Raw genomic sequence first — 20,025 nt, forward strand, 5'->3', positions numbered from 1 at the left:
TTGCTTCATTCCTGAGTTAGGCCGCTTACCCTGGCCAGAGGGCGTTTTAAGTAAGTCTATGCCTGAATTGGCAATAATGATGGCATGAATTTGACATAGGGTGAAGCCAACGCCGACGAAGATGCCCCGTTTCGGCGCTTTTGCAGCTGTTGATAGGGATACTGTAAATTTTAGTTACATATTCATCACATGAATGCGAACTGTTTCGGACTTTTGTTATTGTCGTTACCTTTGATAATTAATAGTCTTGCAAGCATTCTAACAAAAGTCAGCTGCTAGCTAACTATACTAGAGAAGCCATTCCCCACACCCCCGTGGGGATTTTTTTGCCTGGAACCAACCTCTCTCTCATCTCTCGCGCTTCGCTTTTCAGCCACTCCGCGCCGAATATTCACCCTGTTGTGACGTTGCCAGCTACCCTTAATCAATACCCTTTGCGGCAACGATAACTGCTGCCATTCAACGCGCATCAAACAGGCTAACCAATTGTAGAATTTACTAAAATCTGTTAAATTGATCACAAAATCACGCGGGAGAAACCACGATGAAATTGGCGATATACAGCACCAAACAGTATGACCGTAAATATCTCGAACTGGTGAATCAGCAGTTTGGTTACGAGCTGGAGTTCTTCGACTTCCTGCTCAGTAAAAAAACCGCCAAAAACGCCGCCGGCTGCAAAGCCATCTGCATCTTCGTCAACGACGACGGCAGCCGTGAAGTGCTTGAAGAACTGGCGGCGTTGGGGGTCGAAATTTTGGCTCTGCGTTGCGCCGGGTTCAATAATGTCGATTTGGACGCCGCCAAAGAACTGGGCATCAAGGTGGTGCGCGTTCCGGCCTACTCGCCGGAAGCGGTCGCTGAACATGCCGTGGGCATGATGATGTGCCTGAATCGTCGTATTCACCGTGCCTATCAACGCACCCGCGATGCCAATTTCTCGCTCGAGGGATTGATCGGTTTCAACATGCACAACCGTACCGCCGGGGTGATTGGCACCGGTAAGATTGGCGTCGCCACCATGCGCATCCTGAAAGGCTTCGGCATGAAACTTCTGGCTTATGACCCGTACCCAAGCGAACAGGCATTGGAGCTGGGCGCGGAATATGTCGATCTGCAAACGCTGTACGCGCAATCTGACGTTATTACCCTGCACTGTCCGCTGACGCCGGAAAATCACCACCTGTTGAACACCGACGCTTTTGCGGCGATGAAAAATGGCGTGATGATCATCAACACCAGCCGCGGCGGTCTGATTGACTCATCAGCCGCAATTGATGCCCTGAAGCAACAGAAGATTGGCGCTCTGGGGATGGACGTGTATGAGAATGAACGCGACCTGTTCTTCGAAGATAAATCTAATGACGTGATCCAGGACGATATCTTCCGTCGTCTGTCCGCTTGCCACAACGTGTTGTTCACCGGTCATCAGGCTTTCCTGACCGAAGAGGCGCTGACCAGCATCTCGGAAACTACGTTGCAAAACGTGAGCCAATTGGATCGTGGTGAGCCTTGCCCTAATCAGCTCAACGCATGAAGTACAGCAAGGAGAACCCGATGAAAAAGTTTATGTTGGTGGCGTTAATACCGCTGCTATTAGCCGGGTGTGGAATGAGTCAAAACGGAAAGACGGTAAAGGAAAGCGACCTGTTACATCATAACTTTGTGCTGCAAAGCGTCGACGGTGTAGCGGTGAAAGCGGGCCAGGGCAAGCAGCCCAACATCGAGTTCGGTGAAACCCTGCACGTTTCCGGTGCCATGTGTAACCGTTTCTTTGGCAATGGCCAATTGCAAAATGGCGTGCTGACGGTAAAAGGTCTGGCCTCAACACGCATGCTGTGCGCAGACCCGCAACTCAATCAGTGGGATCGGGTGATCGGCGACGTGCTGGGCAAAGGAGCAAAAGTCACCCTCAGCGCTCAGCAATTAACGCTGAGCGGCGGCGACCATACCCTGGTTTATACACTGCGCGATTGGGTGCAGTGATCCCTGTGCACCAGGCTGCTCTGCGGCCTGGTGTTATTAACCGTTAGCCGGAGCTCGCGCAGGCACCCCGCCCCAGCGTCGACTCTTCGCACTGTTTACCATTCGGCATTTGGCACATTCTGATCGCTTCGCCGTTTAAATTGTGGGTCACGGTCGTGACGCCGCCAACAATGGCACAGTTAGCACTGGTCTGTAAGTTATTGATTCTTGCACTGTTAGCCTGCTGGACTGGTTCTTCGTTGTTGCTGCTGCAGGCGGCCAAAAGCAGTACGGTGCCGGCCAGCAACCCTTTTAATATTGTCATTAATCCACTCCTGAACCCGAAACTGCGCTGTGTAAAATCGCCATTGCCGATAACTCGCATCACTTTATTGCGGACACGTTAGGTTATCTTTGATGCAAACCTGTTTAATCTAGCCTGATATATAAATAATGAAAATATATTCCTGCAATTATTTGCCGTTTATTTGAACAGCGACGAAATTATTATGGTTACTGGATTTTTCCGCTCTGTCCGCGGAGCAAACGTCGAACATCCCTGCCCGACCTGAACAAGGGTCAGTCACAGCAGGGTTAAACAGGCATTTTAGGAGAGGTTAACGCTTTGAGGCGTGGCGGACAGCACGAAAATGCGGTGTCAAAATGGCGCATTTTTGCCGGTAAAAGGAAGATCCAAACTTGGGGGTAATCTATTATTTTCCGTTATTTATTAATAAGGTTTTCTGCCAGCGCCACTGAATGTCGCGCTGGCGATTGTTTCGGTTTAAATAAGGATCAGTGTGCTGCGGTTTTCGACAGTAAATTAATCACCAACACGCCAGCAATAATTAATCCCATCCCCAGTACGGCTGGCCAATCCAGCTTTTGTTGATAAACAAATACCGCGGCAATTGACACCAGAACAATACCCATGCCCGACCAGATGGCGTAAACAATGCCCAGCGGCATGGTTTTCACCACCATCGACAGCCCCCAGAAAGCTACGCCATAGCCGACCACGACCACCAGCGACGGCCACAAGCGAGTGAATCCCTCAGAGGCTTTCAGCATGGTAGTGGCGATCACTTCTGCGACTACCGCCATGGTTAAATACATAAATCCGCTCATCGTTTTTTCTTCTGTAAGTTTACCTATTCACCAGTATGACGCGCCGGAAATAAATTGTCGTTAAACAACGATGACAATTTTTCTTCAGGGCCATTTAAAGTCGTGAAATATCTCCTTGTCGCATTTTTTGTCGATTTATCATCCGCCACACAAACGCGATAAAGGGCCAATATATCCCTCTGCTAGACTTTGTTAATTACTGCGAGAGGTGACTTTCGCAGCTTTTTGAGCAATGAAAGGTAAAGTTGATGATTACTACAGATGGTAATAATGCAGTCGCTTCCGTCGTCTATCGTGCCAGCGAAGTGATTGCCATCTACCCAATCACCCCCAGTTCGACCATGGCGGAACAGGCGGATGCCTGGTCCGGCGACGGCCGTCAAAATATCTGGGGCGACGTGCCGCGAGTGGTGGAAATGCAGTCGGAAGGCGGTGCGATCGCCACGGTACATGGCGCATTGCAAACCGGCGCGCTGTCGACCTCGTTTACCTCATCGCAGGGCCTGCTGCTGATGATCCCGACGTTGTACAAACTGGCCGGTGAACTGACGCCGTTTGTGCTGCATGTTGCTGCGCGCACCATCGCCACCCATGCGCTGTCGATTTTTGGCGACCATTCCGACGTGATGGCGGTACGCCAAACCGGCTGCGCCATGCTGTGCGCCAGCAACGTCCAGGAAGCACAGGATTTTGCGCTGATTTCCCAAACGGCCAGTCTCAACAGCCGCCTGCCGTTTATTCACTTTTTTGATGGTTTCCGCACCTCGCATGAAATCAACAAAATCGTGCCGCTGAGCGACGATACCCTGCGCCAGATGCTGCCTCAGGACGCGATTGACGCGCACCGCAGCCGCGCACTGTCGCCTGATCATCCCGTGGTACGGGGCACCTCCGCCAACCCGGACACCTATTTCCAATCGCGCGAAGCCACCAACCCCTGGTATAACGCGACCTGCCAGCATGTGATTGACGCGATGGACAAATTCGCCGAGATCACTGGCCGGGCGTATCAGCCCTTCGAATATTACGGCCATCCGCAGGCCGAGCGCGTGGTGATCCTGATGGGATCCGCCATCGGCACCTGCGAAGAAGCGATCGACGCCCTGTTGACCCGTGGTGAAAAAGTCGGCGTGCTGAAAGTGCGGCTGTTTCGGCCGTTTTCCGCGCAGCACCTGCTCAGCGTGTTGCCGGAAAGCGCGAAGAAAATCGCCGTACTGGACCGTACCAAGGAGCCCGGCGCGCTGGCGGAGCCCCTGTATCTGGACGTGATGACCGCACTGGCTGAAGCGTTCAGCCGGGGTGAACGCGCCCATATGCCGATGGTGATCGGCGGCCGTTATGGGCTCTCCTCGAAAGAGTTTGGCCCTGACTGCGCGTTAGCCGTGTTTAACGAGCTGGCTCTGGATCGCCCGCGTCCACGCTTTACCGTCGGCATTTTCGACGATGTGACCGGTCTTTCCCTGCCACTCAGTGAAGAAACCCTGCCGCAGCGCGCGTCGCTGGAGGCGCTGTTCTACGGTCTTGGCAGTGACGGCTCCGTTTCCGCGACCAAGAACAACATCAAAATCATCGGCAACAGTACGTCCATGTATGCCCAGGGCTATTTCGTTTATGACTCTAAAAAGGCCGGAGGCCTGACGGTATCCCACCTGCGCGTCAGCGAACAGCCCATCAATTCGGCCTATCTGGTCAGTCGCGCCGACTTTGTCGGCTGCCACCAACTGCAGTTTATCGATACTTACCAGATGGCGGAGCGCCTGAAACCCGGCGGCATTTTCCTGCTCAATACTCCCTATGGTGCCGAAGAGGCCTGGTCGCGGCTGCCGCAGGAAGTGCAAGCCGTCTTGCAGCAACGTCAGGCACGCTTCTATATCATCAACGCGGCGAAACTGGCACGTGAATGCCGGCTCGGTGCACGTATCAACACCGTAATGCAGATGGCGTTTTTCCATCTGACCCAAATTCTGCCGGGCGACGTGGCACTCCAGCAATTGCGGGATGCTATCGAACGCAGCTACAGCAGCAAAGGCCAGGATATTGTTGAGCGCAACTGGCAGGCGCTGGCTGCCACGCTTGACGCGCTGATTGAAATCCCCCTGCAGCCGGTTAACGAAAGCAGCCCAATGCGACCGCCGATTGTCTCGGATGCGGCGCCTGACTTTGTCAAAACCGTGACCGCCGCGATGCTGGCCGGACTGGGGGATGCGTTGCCGGTGTCAGCCTTCCCGCCGGACGGTACCTGGCCGGTGGGGACCACCCAGTGGGAAAAGCGCAATATCGCCGAGGATATCCCCATTTGGCAGCCGGATCTGTGCACCCAGTGCAACCACTGCGTTGCCGCCTGCCCGCACTCCGCCATCCGCGCCAAAGTGGTTCAGCCGGAGGCCATGGAACATGCCCCTGCCTCGCTGCAATCGCTGGATGTGAAAGCGCGCGACATGCGCGGCCAGAAATACGTACTGCAGGTCGCGCCGGAAGACTGTACCGGCTGCAATCTGTGCGTTGAAGTCTGCCCGGCAAAAGATCGCCAGAACCCGGACATCAAGGCCATCAACATGGCATCGCGCCTTGAGCACCTGACAGAAGAAAAAGCGCATTACGACTTCTTCCTGCAGTTGCCGGAAATTGATCCCTCGCAGATCGAGCGGATCGACATCCGTACCTCGCAGTTGATTTCGCCGCTGTTCGAATACTCCGGTGCCTGTTCCGGCTGTGGGGAAACACCGTACATCAAGCTGCTGACCCAGCTTTATGGCGACCGGTTGCTGATTGCCAACGCCACCGGCTGTTCGTCCATTTACGGCGGCAACCTGCCGACTACACCTTATACCACCAATGCCGAAGGCCGCGGTCCCGCCTGGGCCAACTCGTTGTTCGAGGATAATGCGGAGTTCGGTCTGGGCTTCCGCTTAACGGTCGATCAGCACCGCAGCCGCGTACTGCGTTTGCTGAACACCCTGGCGCCGCAGCTGCCGGCACAGTTGGTCAACGCTCTGCAGATGACGGATATCGCACCAGAGCCGCGTCGCCAACAGATTAAGGAACTGCGCGGCTTGCTGGCGCAGATTGAAGGTCACGACGCGAGCCAACTGGCGACCGACGCCGATTATCTGGTGGATAAATCCATCTGGCTGATTGGCGGCGACGGCTGGGCTTACGATATCGGGTTCGGCGGGTTGGATCACGTCCTCAGCCTGACCGAAAACGTCAACGTGCTGGTGTTGGACACTCAGTGTTACTCCAACACTGGCGGCCAGCAATCGAAGGCCACCCCGCTCGGGGCGGTGACCAAGTTCGGCGAACACGGCAAGCGCAAGGCACGTAAGGATCTGGGCGTCAGCATGATGATGTACGGCCATGTTTACGTGGCGCAAATCTCGCTGGGTGCGCAGCTTAATCAGACGGTGAAAGCCATACAGGAAGCCGAAGCTTATCCAGGGCCATCCCTGATCATTGCCTACAGCCCCTGTGAAGAACACGGTTACGATCTGGCACTCAGTCACGACCAGATGAAACAGCTGACCGCGACCGGATTCTGGCCGCTATATCGCTTCGATCCACGTCGCGCCGATGAGGGCAAACCGGCGCTGGCGCTGGATTCCCGGCCGCCAAACAGCAATCTGACCGATACGTTGCTGAAAGAACAGCGCTTCCGCCGCCTGAACTCACAGCAGCCGGAAGTCGCCAGCGCGCTGTATCAGGCCGCAGAAAAAGAGTTGAAGGAGAAGTACGACTTCCTCAGCCTGCTGGCCGGCAAGGGGGAAACCTCCTCCGCCGAGTAAACCCACGGGGCGCGACCGGTTCGCGCCCCGCTTTTCTTTTTGGCCACTGCGTAACGCTCTCCACGCCAGACGCCCTTGCGCAACACAGTATTGAATAGCCTGAATCAGCCCTCAAAAACAGCTTGACCTTCCAAACGTGGTAAGTCCGATAAATGCAATCAGAGCCGCTTCGGCTCAATAAATCCCACTGTCGACTTCAGTCGCGAAAGGTCAAATGATGAAAGCCAAACGTGTCACTCTAATCACTGCGGCGATAAGCGTCGCATTCGCTGTCGCCGGTTGCAAAGAGACGGTGTCCGCAGCTGCCCCCGCCAAGCCTCCGAGCGTACCAGTAGCCGAAGTGGTCGTTCGCCCGGTCACGCCTTTTGTCGAGTTCACCGGTTCGCTAACCGCTGCCAAACAGGTTGAACTGCGCCCAAGAGTCGCCGGATATCTGCAAGATGTCAGCGTGCCGGAAGGTCGCTGGGTTGAGAAAGGCCAACGGCTGTTTCTCATTGACTCTCGGGTGTACGAAGCCGCGCTGAGTGCCGCCAAAGCTCGCTTGCGCGAGGCTGAAGCAGCAGCGCGGCTCGCTCAAACGGAATATGCCCGTGCCACACAGCTGTTTGCTCAAAAGGTTTTTGCGCGTGCTCAGCTCGATACGGCAACCGCTTCATTGAATGCAGGCAAAGCGCAGGTCGATGCCGCGAAAGCCGCCCTGACTGCGGCAGAGTTGGATATGGAGTTCACGCGCGTCACGGCGCCTATCAGCGGGCGCGTCGGCCAGGTGCTGGTCACCGAGGGCAACTACGTTACCAATGGCGTAACGCCGCTCACGACGATTGTCTCGACCAACCCGCTCCAGGTTTATTTCGACGTCGACGAGCGCACCTATTTGCGTTCGCTCGCCGCAGACCGCACTCGTGCCACCCCGCCGGCAACCAAGGTGATGGTCGCGCTGATCACCGACAAAACCTATACCCGAACTGGCCGTGTCGATTTTCTTGCCAACTCCGCCGACCGTGGGACGGGCACCGTGCGTATTCGCGCCGTTGTCGATAATGCCGATGGACAATTGACCCCTGGCCTGTTTGCCAAGGTCAAACTGGAAACCGGTGCACCGCGCGCCCGCGTACTGGTGTCCGATCAATCAATTGGCACCGATCAGGGCCGCCGCTATGTGTTGGTCGTCGGCAAAGGTGATAAAACCGAATATCGGCCAGTCGAGCTGGGCCCGATGGTCGAAGGCATGCGGGTGATCGAACAGGGTCTGCAGCCGGGTGAGCGTATCGTGGTCAAGGGCCTGGTACGCCCCGGTATGCAGATCACGCCGCAAACAACCGCCATTGATGGTGCTCCCATGACGGCACCGACAACCACGGGGGCCGCGTAATGACTTTTCCTCGTTTCTTCATCGCACGCCCGATATTTGCCATCGTCCTGTCAATTTTGATGGTGCTCGCCGGCAGCGTGGCCTTCTTCCAACTGCCGCTTAGCGAGTATCCGGCAGTCACTCCGCCAACGGTGCAAGTGACCGCATCTTACCCCGGAGCCAACCCCAAGGTGATCGCTGAAACGGTAGCGGCTCCGCTCGAACAGGCAATCACCGGGGTTGAGGGCATGTTGTACATGTCGTCGCAGTCGGCAACCGATGGCCGAATGATCCTGACCGTCACTTTCGCCCAGGGCACCAATGCCGATATGGCGCAGGTTCAGGTGCAAAACCGGGTTTCGCGCGCGCTGCCGCGGTTACCTGAAGAGGTTCAACGCCAGGGCGTCGTCACGCAGAAAACCTCGCCGGATATCCTGATGGTCGTTCACCTGCTGTCGCCCGATCAGCGTTACGATCCTCTCTACATTTCAAATTACGCTTACCTCCAGGTACGCGATGAGCTATCCCGCATCCCCGGAGTCAGTGACGTTTTGGTTTGGGGTGCCGGCGAGTACAGCATGCGGCTTTGGCTCGATCCTGATTTGATCGCTGCGCGAGGGTTGACGGCCGGTGACGTTATCGCCGCCGTACGTGAACAGAACGTTCAGGTGGCGGCCGGCTCGGTTGGCCAGACGCCCAACTCCAACGCCGCATTCCAGGTGACGGTCAATACCCTCGGCCGCCTGACCGACGAGGAACAGTTTGGCGATATCATTATTCGCACCGGTAGCGACGGCCAAATCACTCGCCTGCGCGATGTCGCCCGTATCGAAATGGGAGCTGATGCCTACGCGTTGCGCAGCCTGCTCGACGGTGAGCCGGCCGTCGCGCTGCAAATTATTCAAAGCCCGGGAGCTAACGCGCTAGACGTTTCTAAGGCCGTGAGGGCCACCATGCAACGGCTCGAAACTCACTTTCCGGCAGGACTCACTTCGCGCATAGCTTACGACCCAACGGTCTTCGTCAGTGCTTCTCTGGAGTCGGTAGCCACCACCCTGCTGGAGGCGATCCTGTTGGTGGTGATCGTGGTAGTGCTGTTCCTGCACAACTGGCGCGCGTCGTTGATCCCATTGATGGCGGTGCCGGTATCGCTGATCGGGACCTTTGCCGTCATGCATCTGATGGGCTTTTCGCTCAATACCTTGTCGCTGTTTGGCCTGGTGTTGTCGATCGGGATAGTGGTCGACGACGCGATCGTCGTGGTCGAAAATGTCGAACGTCATATCGAAAATGGCGAGGAGCCTCCCCAAGCCGCAAGACGCGCCATGGACGAAGTGACCGGCCCCATCATCGCCATTACCTCGGTGCTTGCCGCCGTATTCATCCCCACTGCCTTCCTGAGCGGCCTGCAGGGGGAGTTTTATCAACAATTTGCGCTCACCATCGCCATTTCAACCATTCTGTCGGCCATCAACTCCCTGACACTCAGCCCGGCGCTGGCCGGCCTTTTGCTGCGTCCGCGCAAGGCTGCGATCGCCCGAGATCCGCGCACCCTGCGCGGTCGAGCCGATCGGTTGTTCCGTGCGTTTGGCCGGCCTTTCCGACACGCGCCTAGCGCTTATGGCAATATGGTCCGCAAAGTGGTCCGGGTTAGCGGTCTGGCGCTTTTGGTCTACGGTGGCTTACTGGCACTGACCTTCTTCGGCTTTAAGGCGGTTCCGCCCGGCTTCGTACCGATGCAGGACAAATACTACCTGGTTGGTATTGCCCAACTGCCCAATTCGGCCTCGCTGGAACGCACCGATGCGGTCGTCAAACAGATGTCAAAAATCGCGCTGGCGGAACCCGGTGTCGAGAGCGTCGTAGCCTTCCCAGGGCTGTCGATCAACGGCTTCGTCAACGTACCGAATGCCGCCGTCATGTTCGTTATGCTTGACCCGTTTGAAGCTCGTACAACAGACGATCTCAGCGCGACCGCGATTGCCGGCCGCCTGCAAGCAAAATTCGCCGGCATTCCCGACGGCTTCCTCGGCGTATTTCCACCGCCGCCGGTACCGGGTCTGGGCGCCACCGGCGGTTTCAAAATGCAAATTGAGGATCGCAGCGGCGCCGGATTGGATGCTCTGGTTCAGCAGACCCAGATCCTGATGACCAAAGCCACCGAGTCGGGACAGGTGGCCGGACTGATGACCAGCTTTGACGTCAATGCCCCACAACTCGACGTTGCCATCGATCGTACCAAAGCCATGAGTCAGGGCGTCCGACTGGCGGATATCTTCGAATCTCTGCAGGTCTATCTCGGTTCTCTCTATGTCAACGATTTCAACCGCTTTGGCCGCACCTACAAAGTGACCGCCCAGGCCGATGCAGACCATCGCATGCAGGCAGAAGCCATCGGTCGCCTGCAAGTACGCAATGCTGTCGGGAAAATGCTGCCTTTATCTTCATTTGTTACCGTCACACCGAGCTCAGGCCCAGACCGAGTGATCCACTACAACGGCTATCCTTCGGCCGACATCTCCGGCGGCGCCATGGCCGGCATCAGTTCGGGTCAGGCGGTAGCCGTGATGGAGCGTCTGGCGAAAGAAGTGCTGCCGGAAGGCATGACTTTTGAATGGACCGACCTTACCTACCAGCAAAAGCTGGCCGGGGATTCGGCGTTGTTCATCTTCCCGCTGTGTGTGCTTCTGGCCTATCTCATCCTTGCTGCTCAGTACAACAGCTGGTTGTTGCCGCTGGCCGTCCTGTTGATTGTGCCGATGTGTCTGCTGAGCGCCATTATTGGCGTCTGGATGACCGGCGGTGACAACAACGTCTTTGTGCAAATCGGGTTGATCGTGCTGGTCGGTTTGGCCGCCAAAAATGCCATTCTTATCGTCGAGTTCGCCCGCACTCTCGAGGCCGAGGGCGCAAGCGCGCTGGATGCGGTTATCGAGGCTTGTCGGCTGCGACTGCGGCCAATCCTGATGACCTCCCTGGCCTTTATCGCCGGTGTGGTTCCTCTGGTTTTTGCCGGCGGTGCCGGGGCGGAGATGCGCCATGCAATGGGTATCGCCGTCTTCGCCGGCATGCTAGGCGTGACGCTGTTCGGTCTGTTCCTGACGCCGGTGTTTTATGTGGTGATGCGTAACCTGGCCGTTCGTATCGAACGCCGCCGGGCAGAATCGAAGCTGCGCAAACAGCGCATTAAGGAGATCACCTCATGAAAAGCCTCTATCAATCGCTGTGGTTCCCCCTGAGTGCGCTTACCCTGTTAACCGGGTGTTCATCTGTAGGGCCAGACTATTCGCCGCCTTCGCTGTCTTCGGCACGGCTTCCCGCCAGCTTTGGTGAAGCTTCGCCAGGCCTTAATTCCGGTACAGTGGAGGTTGAATGGTGGCGAGCCTTCGACGATCCGATATTGAACGGACTGATCCGGCAGGCGCTTTCGGTTAATCATGATATCGGCATTGCCGCCATGCGGCTCGAAGAAGCAAAAGCCCTGCTGCGCGAGAATCGTCAGAGCTTTCTGCCAAGCGGCGGCCCTGCTTTCAGCTATGAAAACCGTCGCAAGAGCGAGATAGAGACGTCGCCTGACCAGTCTCGTCAGCAGGAAACCTATCGCGGTGCCGTAGACAGCGCCTGGGAAATCGATCTGTTCGGTCGCGTGCGCCGTTCGGTTGAGGAAGCCCAGGCGCAGGCAGGTTCGCGTGAAGCCCTGCTGCGCGATGTGCAAGCCGGCGTTGCAGCAGCGGTGGCCGCCACCTGGTTTGAACTGCGCGGTATCGAGGCCGAGCGTGCTGTCGTTGAAGATATCACCCGAAGCCAGCGCGAGAGCCTGGCTCAGGTTGAACGTCTGGCGAATGCCGGTTCAGCCAGTGAGTTCGACCGACTGCGCGCCGAGGCGTTATTACGCAATGTCGAGGTTGTCGCCCCCGAGCTCGAGCGCCGTCGCGCGGTTTCCGTCAATGCGCTGGCGGTATTGCTCGGCGAAACGCCGCAAAGGTTTAGCCCTCCAGTCGCCATACCTGGGCGTGATGAACTGAAGGTTACCTCCCTCGCCGTCGGCAACCCCGAGGCGCTCCTGGCACGACGTGCCGATATTGCGGCGGCGGAACGCACTCTGGCGGCAGCAACAGCGCGGATTGGGGTAGAAACGGCAGGTCTCTACCCCGAGATCCAGGTACAAGGCTCGATCGGATTCGTTGCCGGGAACCTCGATGCAGTGAACGGTGCCGGAGCTTTGTCCGGTTTTATCCTTCCGGTCATTCGCTGGTCTCTGCTCGATAACGGTCGCGTCCGCGCGCGGATTGCCGCCAGTGAAGCTCGCGCCCAAGAAGCCCTGCTCCTCTACGATCAAACCCTATTGCGCGCGCTACAGGAAACCGACGACGCCTTCAAAACCTATAAAACAACAGGCAGCACGCTCGAACTGCGCCTGCTTGAATCAGCAGCCAATCGTGAGGCCGCTCGTCTCGCCCGGTTGCAGTTTTCCCAGGGGCAAGGCCTCTATCTGGAAGTCCTTGACGCAGAGCGTTCCGACTTTAACAGCCGGCGAGCGCTGGCGGTCGCACGCACCGAACAACAACTCGCCGTGGTCAGCATCTATAAGGCATTGGGAGGTGGTTGGCAGGTGTGTACTGTGGAGACGACGCTCTGCGGCGGTGCCAAAACGAGGCCGAACCTGCCCCTGGCAAAACAAATCCCTGACAGGTCTTGACCTTCCCACAGTGGGAAGCTTTAAGCTTTTCGATATCCGAATCAGTAAAGGGGTAGTTCAATGACTTCCGTCTCTGTGCAACAAGGTTCTAATTCAGCCCTGCGCACCACTCGTCTGAGTCTGCCGGTCGAAGGTATGACCTGTGCTTCCTGCGTTGGCCGCGTCGAACGTGCGCTAAAAGCCGTTCCCGGCGTGCAAACAGCAACGGTCAACCTGGCCACCGAGCGCGCCGATATCACTTTCGGCGATCCCGCCGATCCGCAGACAGCCGTTGGTGCCATCGAGAGCGCCGGTTACGCCGTTCGTGAAGAAACCACTGAACTCGGCATCGAAGATATGACCTGCGCGTCCTGTGTCGGTCGGGTTGAGAAAGCGCTCAGGCAAATTCCGGGCGTGATCGAAGCGAATGTCAACCTGGCGACCGAGCGTGCCCGGGTGCGCCATAGTGCCGGGATCGTCACCACGGCCATGCTTGAAGCCGCGGTCGAACAGGCCGGTTATAAGGCCCGCCGCTTGTCTGCCGCCACGGCAAGTTCGGACGATCAAGACAGTGAAAGGCGCGAGAACGAAGCACGTGGACTACGCCGATCTTTACTGATTGCCGCCCTCCTGACCTTGCCAGTATTCGTCCTCGAAATGGGCTCGCACCTGATTCCCGCGATGCATCATTGGGTGTTAGAGGTTCTGGGTGAACAGCGCAATGGGTATCTGCAGTTCGTGCTTACCACGCTGGTGCTGTTTGGGCCCGGCCTGCGCTTCTTCCGCAAGGGGGTGCCGGCATTGCTGCGCGGTGCCCCTGACATGAACTCGCTGGTGTCGGTGGGTACCGCGGCGGCTTATGGCTATTCGGTGGTGGCCACTTTCATTCCGCAAGTGCTGCCGCAAGGTACCGCCAACATCTATTTCGAAGCCGCCGCGGTGATCGTTACGCTGATTTTGCTTGGGCGCACGCTGGAGGCTCGCGCCAAGGGGCGAACCTCTCAGGCGATAAAACGGTTGGTTGGGCTGCAGGCCAAAACGGCGCGCGTCGAGCGTAACGGTGAAACCCTGGAAATCCCGCTCGACCAGGTGACCACCGGTGATGTCGTGTTCGTTCGCCCGGGCGAGAAGATCCCGGTCGACGGTCAGGTCGTCGAAGGTGCCTCTTATGTAGATGAAAGCATGATCACCGGCGAACCGGTGCCGGTGTCCAAGGGGGTCGATGCCGAAGTGGTCGGCGGCACCATCAACAAAACCGGGGCATTCAGCTTCCGCGTCACCAAAGTCGGTGCCAATACGGTACTCGCGCAAATTATCCGCTTGGTTGAGGAAGCCCAGGGTTCCAAGCTGCCGATCCAGGCGTTGGTCGACAAGGTGACCCTGTGGTTCGTCCCAGCGGTGATGGCGGCGGCAGCGCTGACGTTCCTGATCTGGTTAATCTTCGGACCGACGCCGGCACTGACCTTCGCGCTGGTGAATGCGGTGGCCGTGCTGATTATCGCCTGCCCTTGCGCCATGGGGCTGGCCACCCCCACCTCGATAATGGTCGGCACTGGCCGCGCCGCCGAGCTCGGCGTGCTGTTCCGTAAAGGCGAAGCCTTGCAGGCACTACGAGATGTCAGCGTTATCGCGCTGGACAAAACTGGCACCCTAACCAAAGGTCGCCCTGAGTTGACCGACTTGCTACCGGCCGAGGGCTTCGATTACGACGAGGTTCTGGCGTTGGTTGCCGCCGTGGAGACCCGTTCGGAGCACCCTATCGCCGAAGCCATCGTCGCCGCCGCAAAACAGCGCGACCTCAAGATCGCCGCTATTGAAGCCTTCGATGCCACACCGGGCTTCGGTGTATCAGCCAAGGTCAGCGGCCGAACCGTCTCCGTCGGAGCCGACCGCTTCATGACGCAGCTCGGCCTGGACGTGGCCAGTTTCCTGCCGGCCGCCCAGCGTCTCGGAGAGCAAGGCAAGAGCCCGCTTTATGCTGCGATAGACGGTCGTTTGGCGGCGGTGATCGCCGTTGCCGACCCGATTAAAGAGACCACGCCAGAGGCAATCAAGGCGTTGCACGCATTGGGGCTCAAGGTCGCGATGATCACCGGTGATAATGCAGCAACCGCCTCGGCAATCGCCCGACAGCTCGGTATCGATGAGGTCGCGGCTGAGGTTTTACCCGACGGTAAGGTCGCGGCGCTGAAGCAGTTCCGCAGCCATGGTGCACGCGTCGCTTTCGTGGGGGACGGCATCAACGACGCCCCGGCGCTGGCCGAAGCAGATGTTGGGTTGGCCATCGGTACGGGAACCGATGTAGCTATCGAAGCGGCAGACGTGGTGTTGATGTCCGGTGACCTGCGTGGTGTGGCAAATGCCATTGCGCTCAGCCAGGCGACGATCCGCAACATCAAGCAGAACCTGTTCTGGGCCTTTGCCTACAACGCAGTGCTGATCCCGGTTGCGGCAGGCATGCTTTACCCGATAAACGGCACCTTGCTTTCGCCGATCTTCGCCGCTGCAGCGATGGCGCTCTCCAGCGTCTTCGTGCTCGGCAACGCGCTCCGTCTAAAGCGTTTCCAGGCACCGATGGGTATCGAATCCCGCCCTGTTGGGCCAGAAAACGTAAAGGTTTAGGCGGCAACACTACAACACGTTTGAGGAGGCCAGCATGGCCGGTGAATTTCATCCTCAGGTCGTCATCTACACCATGCCGACGTGCTCAGACTGCCAAACGTTGAAATCCTGGCTCGAAAATGAAGGGATCGCTTTCGAAGAACGCGATCTCTCCAACCCCGAGATCAGCGAGGAGGCCAAGGCGCGTGGCGGTGTATGTATCGCGCCAACCACTCAGGTGAACGCGAAAGTGTTCTATCGCACCTATCACCTGGATTGGTTGTGGTACTCGATCTGTCCAATCGCGCCAGCGAGTGCCAGCGATAACGCTACCTGTCGATCCATAGCCGATCCCCCGCTTTAGGGGGATTTAATGAATCCCCCAGAAGGAGTGAATAATGAACATCGGTCAAGCAGCCAAGTCCTCTGGCGTTTCGGCAAAGATGATCCGCTATTACGAACAAATTGGCCTGATTCCGAAAGCCCTTCGTTCTGATGCCGGTTACCGGCATTACAGCTCACAGGACGTACACAGTCTGCGATTTATTCGTCGTGCACGCGATCTGGGGTTTTCTGTCGAGCAGATCTCGGCCCTGCTGGTCTTGTGGAACGACCGCGATCGTGCCAGCGCCGACGTTAAAGAGATGGCGCTTTCCCATGTTGCCAGGTTGAAAGCCAAGATCGCCGAACTGCAAGAGATGGCGCAAACTCTCGAATACCTTGCCGATCACTGCCATGGCAACGATCGCCCAGACTGCCCGATCCTGGCGGATTTGGCTGAGCCTGCCACAACCACGGAGCCCAGCCTGCAAACCCCTCGTGAGGCGCCACGCTTTGGCGCTTATACACCGGTATCGTCATTGAATTCAAAGCAAAAATTTTCACTGAAAAGCATTTGACCTTGCCACGTTGTCAACCCGCATAGTGGCCAGACACCCTAAAGAACCAGGAGATTGAGATGCACAGTTTCTACATTCCCAATATGACCTGCGGCGGTTGCGCGAAAACCGTAACCAAGGCACTACACAGTGTCGATCCGCAGGCCCAGATTGAAACCGACCCGGCCGCGCGTCAGGTTCAGGTCGATAGTATTCAGGACGAAAGTGATTTTCTCGCGGTGCTGCGTGAAGCAGGCTATCCGGCGCGAGAAGACCAATAGCCAACCCACATTGGTCTGAAAAGCTCACACTGAGCGAATCAACGTCGTCGCCAGTCTTAATCGATACAGGCCACAGAAAAGGAAATCACAGCATGAAAAACGTCAATCTGGCCCTCGCTGCCCTCGCACTGGCCACCCTGTCGTTCACGACCGTCGCCGCTACCCTGGTTGACTCAGCACCCACCGATCGGCAAAAAGCCGGGATCATTAGCGCCTGCGCAGCAAGCAATAATCTTTCTAGCCTACAGCGGGAACTGGAAGCCAAGGCGGCCGAAGCTGGCGCCGAGGTTTATCGCATCATCGGCGCCTCCGGCAATAACCGTCTGTGTGGCACAGCTGAAATTTATAAATAAAATTGAGTCGGTAAGACATGAGGCCCACATGCGGCCTCATGTGGGTTTGGCACCCATTATTTTCCGTTTTCCATCCCCACCACGCAAAACACGCTGGTATTCGTTCTCACAATCCGTACCATACACGCCACATTGATGCATGTTGGGTGCGTTTATCCCCAGACAACCAGGCATGACAGCACGCCAAGGTTCTTCACGGCCCCGAGAGCGAAATGAATAATGACCCAATCAGCCTGTTGAATGCTAAACTTGCTGCCTAAAACGTCATGCCCATAGTGCCCCCAATTGAGAACGAGCACGATTTAAATGTCAGAAAAACAAACCGTTAGTCAAAAAGAGCAATACAACCTCAACAAATTGCACAAGCGTCTGCGCCGCAACGTGGGCGAAGCGATTGCCGACTTCAACATGATTGAAGAAGGCGACCGCATCATGGTCTGCCTGTCCGGCGGTAAAGACAGCTACACCATGCTGGAAATTCTGCGCAACCTGCAGCAGAGTGCACCGGTCAATTTCTCACTGATTGCCGTTAACCTCGATCAGAAACAGCCTGGCTTCCCTGAGCATATCCTGCCCGCCTATCTGGAAAGTTTAGGGGTGGAATACAAGATCGTTGAGGAGAACACCTACAGTATCGTCAAGGACAAGATCCCCGAGGGCAAAACCACCTGCTCCCTGTGTTCGCGTCTGCGCCGCGGTATTCTTTACCGCACCGCTACCGAGCTGGGTGCCACCAAGATTGCGCTCGGCCACCACCGTGATGACATTCTGCAGACCCTGTTCCTCAATATGTTCTACGGCGGCAAACTGAAAGGCATGCCACCTAAACTAATGAGCGACGACGGTAAGCACGTGGTGATCCGTCCGCTGGCTTACTGCCGTGAAAAAGATATTGAGCGTTTCTCGGTGGCGAAAGCATTCCCGATTATTCCGTGCAACCTGTGCGGTTCGCAGCCTAACCTGCAGCGTCAGGTAATTGGCGACATGCTGCGCGACTGGGATAAACGCTATCCAGGCCGCCTGGAAACCATGTTCAGCGCAATGCAAAACGTGGTGCCTTCGCACCTTAGCGACTTTAACCTGTTTGATTTCAAAGGCATTCACCACGGCAGTGAAGTCGTTGACGGTGGCGATTTGGCCTTCGATCGCGAAGACATTCCGATGCAGCCGGTGGGTTGGCAGCCGGAAGAGACGGATGAACCTGCCCCGGCACGTTTAGACGTGCTCGAAATCAAGTAAGCCGTTGTTCCGCCCGCACACTGCGGGCGGCTCTTTACCCCCCTTCAGTTGGCGATCCCGCTCGCATTTTCAGCAGAATTCACCAGACAGTGCGGTTTTTATCCTATACTGTGTTTTTATACAGTCACCAGGAGATTACCGATGAACATCACGCCTTGCTTGTCTCACGTTTCTCTCGGCAGCAATAATTTTGACGCCGCAGCTGATTTTTACGATCGCACCCTCGCCGCCTTAGGTTGCCGCCGGGTTTTGGAACACCCAGGGGCCATAGGCTATGGCCGTGATTATCCGGAGTTTTGGTTGCAGCTGCCGATCGACGGCAAACCGGCTACCACCGGCAACGGCATTCATGTGGGTTTTTTCGCCACCAGCAAGCAGCAGGTTGATGATTTTTACCGGCAGGCGCTGCTGGCCGGAGCGACGGATGAAGGTGCCCCCGGTTCACGGCCGCACTATGGTGAAGCCTATTACGGCTGCTTTGTACGTGACCTGGACGGGCACAAGATTGAAGCCAGTTTCTGGGATGAGAGTGCGGCCTGAGGGCAAATTGCGGACAAAAAAATGCCGGTGATTAAACCGGCATCGTATGAATCAATGTGCTATGCAGTAATTCTAAATATAAGAAAGTAAGACAATTATGGAGCGCAACGCCCATCGCTTGACGTTGCATTCACCTGCGAGATAGATCATGCCTCATTTCCCCCCGACAAAAGTTGATATCGCTCAATGTTAACCGGGGTTTTACCTCTTTTTGGCTACAACCAACGACGTCGCTTCAGCCACCAGCCCACGCCGAACACCAATCCGGCCAGCATCAGGCAAAATGCCGCAAAGCCGAATGGATTACCGCCCCCAGGGATCCCGCCCAGGTTGACGCCGAACAAACCAGTCAAAAAGGTCGTAGGCAAAAACACCATCGCCAGGAGCGACATGGTGTAGGTGCGGCGGTTCATGGCATCGGCCATTACCGTGGTGATTTCGTCAGAAAGGATCGCGGTACGTGCAATGCTACCGTCCAGGTCATCCAGCCCGCGCCCCAGCCGATCGGCAATATCCTGCATGCGGCGACGATCGTCGTCATTCATCCAGGGCAAACGATCGCTGGCTAAACGCGAGAACACGTCGCGTTGCGGTGCCATATAACGACGCAGCACAATCAACTGTTTGCGGATCAGCGCCAATTGCCCCCGTTCGGGGACCTGCTGCTCCAGTAACGAATCTTCCAAATCGATGATTTTATCGTGCAGATCTTCGATAAACTCGCTGGCGTGGTCGGTCAATGCGTCCGATATCTCCACCAGCCAGTTACCACTGTTGGTTGGCCCACTGCCGCTTTGCAGATCGTTCACCACCTGGTCAATGGAATAGACCTTGCGATGGCGGGTAGAAACGATGAGTTTATCGGTCATGTAAACGCGGATAGTGACCAGCTGATCCGGCCGCGAGTTGGCGTTAAAGTTAATGCTGCGCAGCGTGATCATGGTGCCTTCGCCCACCTTGCTGACGCGCGGCCGGGAACTCTCCCCGGATAAGGCCTCTCTTACCGCATCCGGCAAAAGCGGTGTGGTAGCCAGCCACTCGGCGCTGGCTGGGTGCGCATAATCGAGATGCAGCCAGCAAGGCTCATCGCAGGTGACTTTATCATCGTAATCAATCGATGTTACACCGCCCTTACCATCAAGTTGGTAGGCATAGACTGCGTCAGGAACCTGTAACTCGCGCCCCTCAATGACTTCCATTCCTCATCCTCTTTGCTTTTCAGTTACCTC

16 protein-coding genes are annotated in these 20,025 nt (G+C 56.8%); 13 read left to right on the top strand and 3 right to left on the bottom strand.

Translation table 11 applies throughout. The features are described 5' to 3' along the window. Window positions 1-544 precede the first annotated feature (544 nt). Complete coding sequence (locus M495_RS12705) at window positions 545-1,537, top strand: 2-hydroxyacid dehydrogenase (RefSeq protein ID WP_020827072.1); 993 nt, start codon at window positions 545-547, stop codon at window positions 1,535-1,537. Window positions 1,538-1,557: 20 nt separating this feature from the next. Next, a complete protein-coding gene (gene hslJ / locus M495_RS12710) occupies window positions 1,558-1,986 on the top strand; it encodes a heat shock protein HslJ (RefSeq protein WP_020827073.1) in 429 nt (142 codons plus the stop codon). Between the two features lie 43 nt (window positions 1,987-2,029). Here hslJ and M495_RS12715 read toward each other — a convergent pair whose 3' ends face one another. Both M495_RS12715 and M495_RS12720 read right to left on the bottom strand, forming a co-directional pair. Next, window positions 2,030-2,290, bottom strand: a complete 261-nt coding sequence (locus M495_RS12715; RefSeq protein ID WP_020827074.1) for a putative hemolysin — start codon at window positions 2,288-2,290, stop codon at window positions 2,030-2,032. A gap of 470 nt (window positions 2,291-2,760) precedes the next feature. After that, window positions 2,761-3,093, bottom strand: coding sequence for an SMR family transporter (locus M495_RS12720; RefSeq protein WP_020827075.1), 333 nt, complete (start codon window positions 3,091-3,093; stop codon window positions 2,761-2,763). Window positions 3,094-3,341: 248 nt separating this feature from the next. On the opposite strand from M495_RS12720, the gene nifJ reads away from it, so the two are divergent. The 11 genes from nifJ to M495_RS12775 all read left to right on the top strand — a co-directional run bounded on the left by nifJ (window position 3,342) and on the right by M495_RS12775 (window position 18,796). After that, complete coding sequence (nifJ, locus tag M495_RS12725) at window positions 3,342-6,875, top strand: pyruvate:ferredoxin (flavodoxin) oxidoreductase (protein WP_020827076.1); 3,534 nt, start codon at window positions 3,342-3,344, stop codon at window positions 6,873-6,875. Window positions 6,876-7,089: 214 nt separating this feature from the next. Next, the gene (locus tag M495_RS12730) at window positions 7,090-8,247 is read left to right on the top strand and encodes an efflux RND transporter periplasmic adaptor subunit (RefSeq protein ID WP_020827077.1); all 1,158 of its coding nucleotides are present in this window, start codon (window positions 7,090-7,092) and stop codon (window positions 8,245-8,247) included. After that, window positions 8,247-11,432, top strand: a complete 3,186-nt coding sequence (locus M495_RS12735; RefSeq protein WP_020827078.1) for an efflux RND transporter permease subunit — start codon at window positions 8,247-8,249, stop codon at window positions 11,430-11,432. Before M495_RS12730 ends, M495_RS12735 begins: the two co-directional genes overlap by 1 nt. Beyond that, window positions 11,429-12,925, top strand: a complete 1,497-nt coding sequence (locus tag M495_RS12740) for an efflux transporter outer membrane subunit (RefSeq protein ID WP_020827079.1) — start codon at window positions 11,429-11,431, stop codon at window positions 12,923-12,925. Before M495_RS12735 ends, M495_RS12740 begins: the two co-directional genes overlap by 4 nt. Window positions 12,926-12,985: 60 nt before the next feature. Further along, on the top strand, window positions 12,986-15,526 hold the full coding sequence (locus M495_RS12745; RefSeq protein ID WP_020827080.1) for a heavy metal translocating P-type ATPase: 2,541 nt from the start codon (window positions 12,986-12,988) through the stop codon (window positions 15,524-15,526). A 34-nt stretch (window positions 15,527-15,560) separates the two neighbouring features. After that, window positions 15,561-15,869 (top strand): glutaredoxin family protein, encoded by a 309-nt coding sequence (locus M495_RS12750; RefSeq protein ID WP_081667702.1) that lies wholly within the window; start codon window positions 15,561-15,563, stop codon window positions 15,867-15,869. Window positions 15,870-15,903: 34 nt separating this feature from the next. Then, on the top strand, window positions 15,904-16,404 hold the full coding sequence (cueR, locus tag M495_RS12755; protein WP_020827081.1) for a Cu(I)-responsive transcriptional regulator: 501 nt from the start codon (window positions 15,904-15,906) through the stop codon (window positions 16,402-16,404). Window positions 16,405-16,463: 59 nt separating this feature from the next. Further along, complete coding sequence (locus tag M495_RS12760; RefSeq protein WP_020827082.1) at window positions 16,464-16,664, top strand: heavy-metal-associated domain-containing protein; 201 nt, start codon at window positions 16,464-16,466, stop codon at window positions 16,662-16,664. 92 nt (window positions 16,665-16,756) lie between these two features. After that, the gene (gene bhsA, locus M495_RS12765; protein WP_020827083.1) at window positions 16,757-17,017 is read left to right on the top strand and encodes a multiple stress resistance protein BhsA; all 261 of its coding nucleotides are present in this window, start codon (window positions 16,757-16,759) and stop codon (window positions 17,015-17,017) included. A gap of 306 nt (window positions 17,018-17,323) precedes the next feature. Continuing rightward, entirely contained in the window at window positions 17,324-18,256 is a 933-nt protein-coding gene (gene ttcA / locus M495_RS12770) for a tRNA 2-thiocytidine(32) synthetase TtcA (protein WP_020827084.1), read from the top strand. Between the two features lie 141 nt (window positions 18,257-18,397). Continuing rightward, window positions 18,398-18,796, top strand: coding sequence for a VOC family protein (locus tag M495_RS12775; protein ID WP_020827085.1), 399 nt, complete (start codon window positions 18,398-18,400; stop codon window positions 18,794-18,796). A 215-nt stretch (window positions 18,797-19,011) separates the two neighbouring features. Here the strand turns inward: M495_RS12775 and zntB are convergent, their stop codons facing one another. Continuing rightward, window positions 19,012-19,995 (bottom strand): zinc transporter ZntB, encoded by a 984-nt coding sequence (zntB, locus tag M495_RS12780; protein WP_020827086.1) that lies wholly within the window; start codon window positions 19,993-19,995, stop codon window positions 19,012-19,014. Between the last annotated feature and the right edge of the window lie 30 nt (window positions 19,996-20,025).

The sequence above is a fragment of the Serratia liquefaciens ATCC 27592 genome (assembly GCF_000422085.1).
In the GTDB taxonomy this organism is placed as follows: domain Bacteria; phylum Pseudomonadota; class Gammaproteobacteria; order Enterobacterales; family Enterobacteriaceae; genus Serratia; species Serratia liquefaciens.

What these genes read in the sequence shown, in the direction of transcription:
- nifJ (WP_020827076.1), top strand. Translation starts at nt 3,342, where the DNA reads ATGATTACTACAGATGGTAATAATGCAGTCGCTTCCGTCGTCTATCGT.
- M495_RS12705 (WP_020827072.1), top strand. Translation starts at nt 545, where the DNA reads ATGAAATTGGCGATATACAGCACCAAACAGTATGACCGTAAATATCTC.
- M495_RS12745 (WP_020827080.1), top strand. Translation starts at nt 12,986, where the DNA reads ATGACTTCCGTCTCTGTGCAACAAGGTTCTAATTCAGCCCTGCGCACC.
- M495_RS12750 (WP_081667702.1), top strand. Translation starts at nt 15,561, where the DNA reads ATGGCCGGTGAATTTCATCCTCAGGTCGTCATCTACACCATGCCGACG.
- bhsA (WP_020827083.1), top strand. Translation starts at nt 16,757, where the DNA reads ATGAAAAACGTCAATCTGGCCCTCGCTGCCCTCGCACTGGCCACCCTG.
- cueR (WP_020827081.1), top strand. Translation starts at nt 15,904, where the DNA reads ATGAACATCGGTCAAGCAGCCAAGTCCTCTGGCGTTTCGGCAAAGATG.
- ttcA (WP_020827084.1), top strand. Translation starts at nt 17,324, where the DNA reads ATGTCAGAAAAACAAACCGTTAGTCAAAAAGAGCAATACAACCTCAAC.
- M495_RS12715 (WP_020827074.1), bottom strand. Translation starts at nt 2,290, where the DNA reads ATGACAATATTAAAAGGGTTGCTGGCCGGCACCGTACTGCTTTTGGCC.
- hslJ (WP_020827073.1), top strand. Translation starts at nt 1,558, where the DNA reads ATGAAAAAGTTTATGTTGGTGGCGTTAATACCGCTGCTATTAGCCGGG.
- M495_RS12730 (WP_020827077.1), top strand. Translation starts at nt 7,090, where the DNA reads ATGATGAAAGCCAAACGTGTCACTCTAATCACTGCGGCGATAAGCGTC.
- M495_RS12720 (WP_020827075.1), bottom strand. Translation starts at nt 3,093, where the DNA reads ATGAGCGGATTTATGTATTTAACCATGGCGGTAGTCGCAGAAGTGATC.
- M495_RS12775 (WP_020827085.1), top strand. Translation starts at nt 18,398, where the DNA reads ATGAACATCACGCCTTGCTTGTCTCACGTTTCTCTCGGCAGCAATAAT.
- M495_RS12760 (WP_020827082.1), top strand. Translation starts at nt 16,464, where the DNA reads ATGCACAGTTTCTACATTCCCAATATGACCTGCGGCGGTTGCGCGAAA.
- zntB (WP_020827086.1), bottom strand. Translation starts at nt 19,995, where the DNA reads ATGGAAGTCATTGAGGGGCGCGAGTTACAGGTTCCTGACGCAGTCTAT.
- M495_RS12735 (WP_020827078.1), top strand. Translation starts at nt 8,247, where the DNA reads ATGACTTTTCCTCGTTTCTTCATCGCACGCCCGATATTTGCCATCGTC.
- M495_RS12740 (WP_020827079.1), top strand. Translation starts at nt 11,429, where the DNA reads ATGAAAAGCCTCTATCAATCGCTGTGGTTCCCCCTGAGTGCGCTTACC.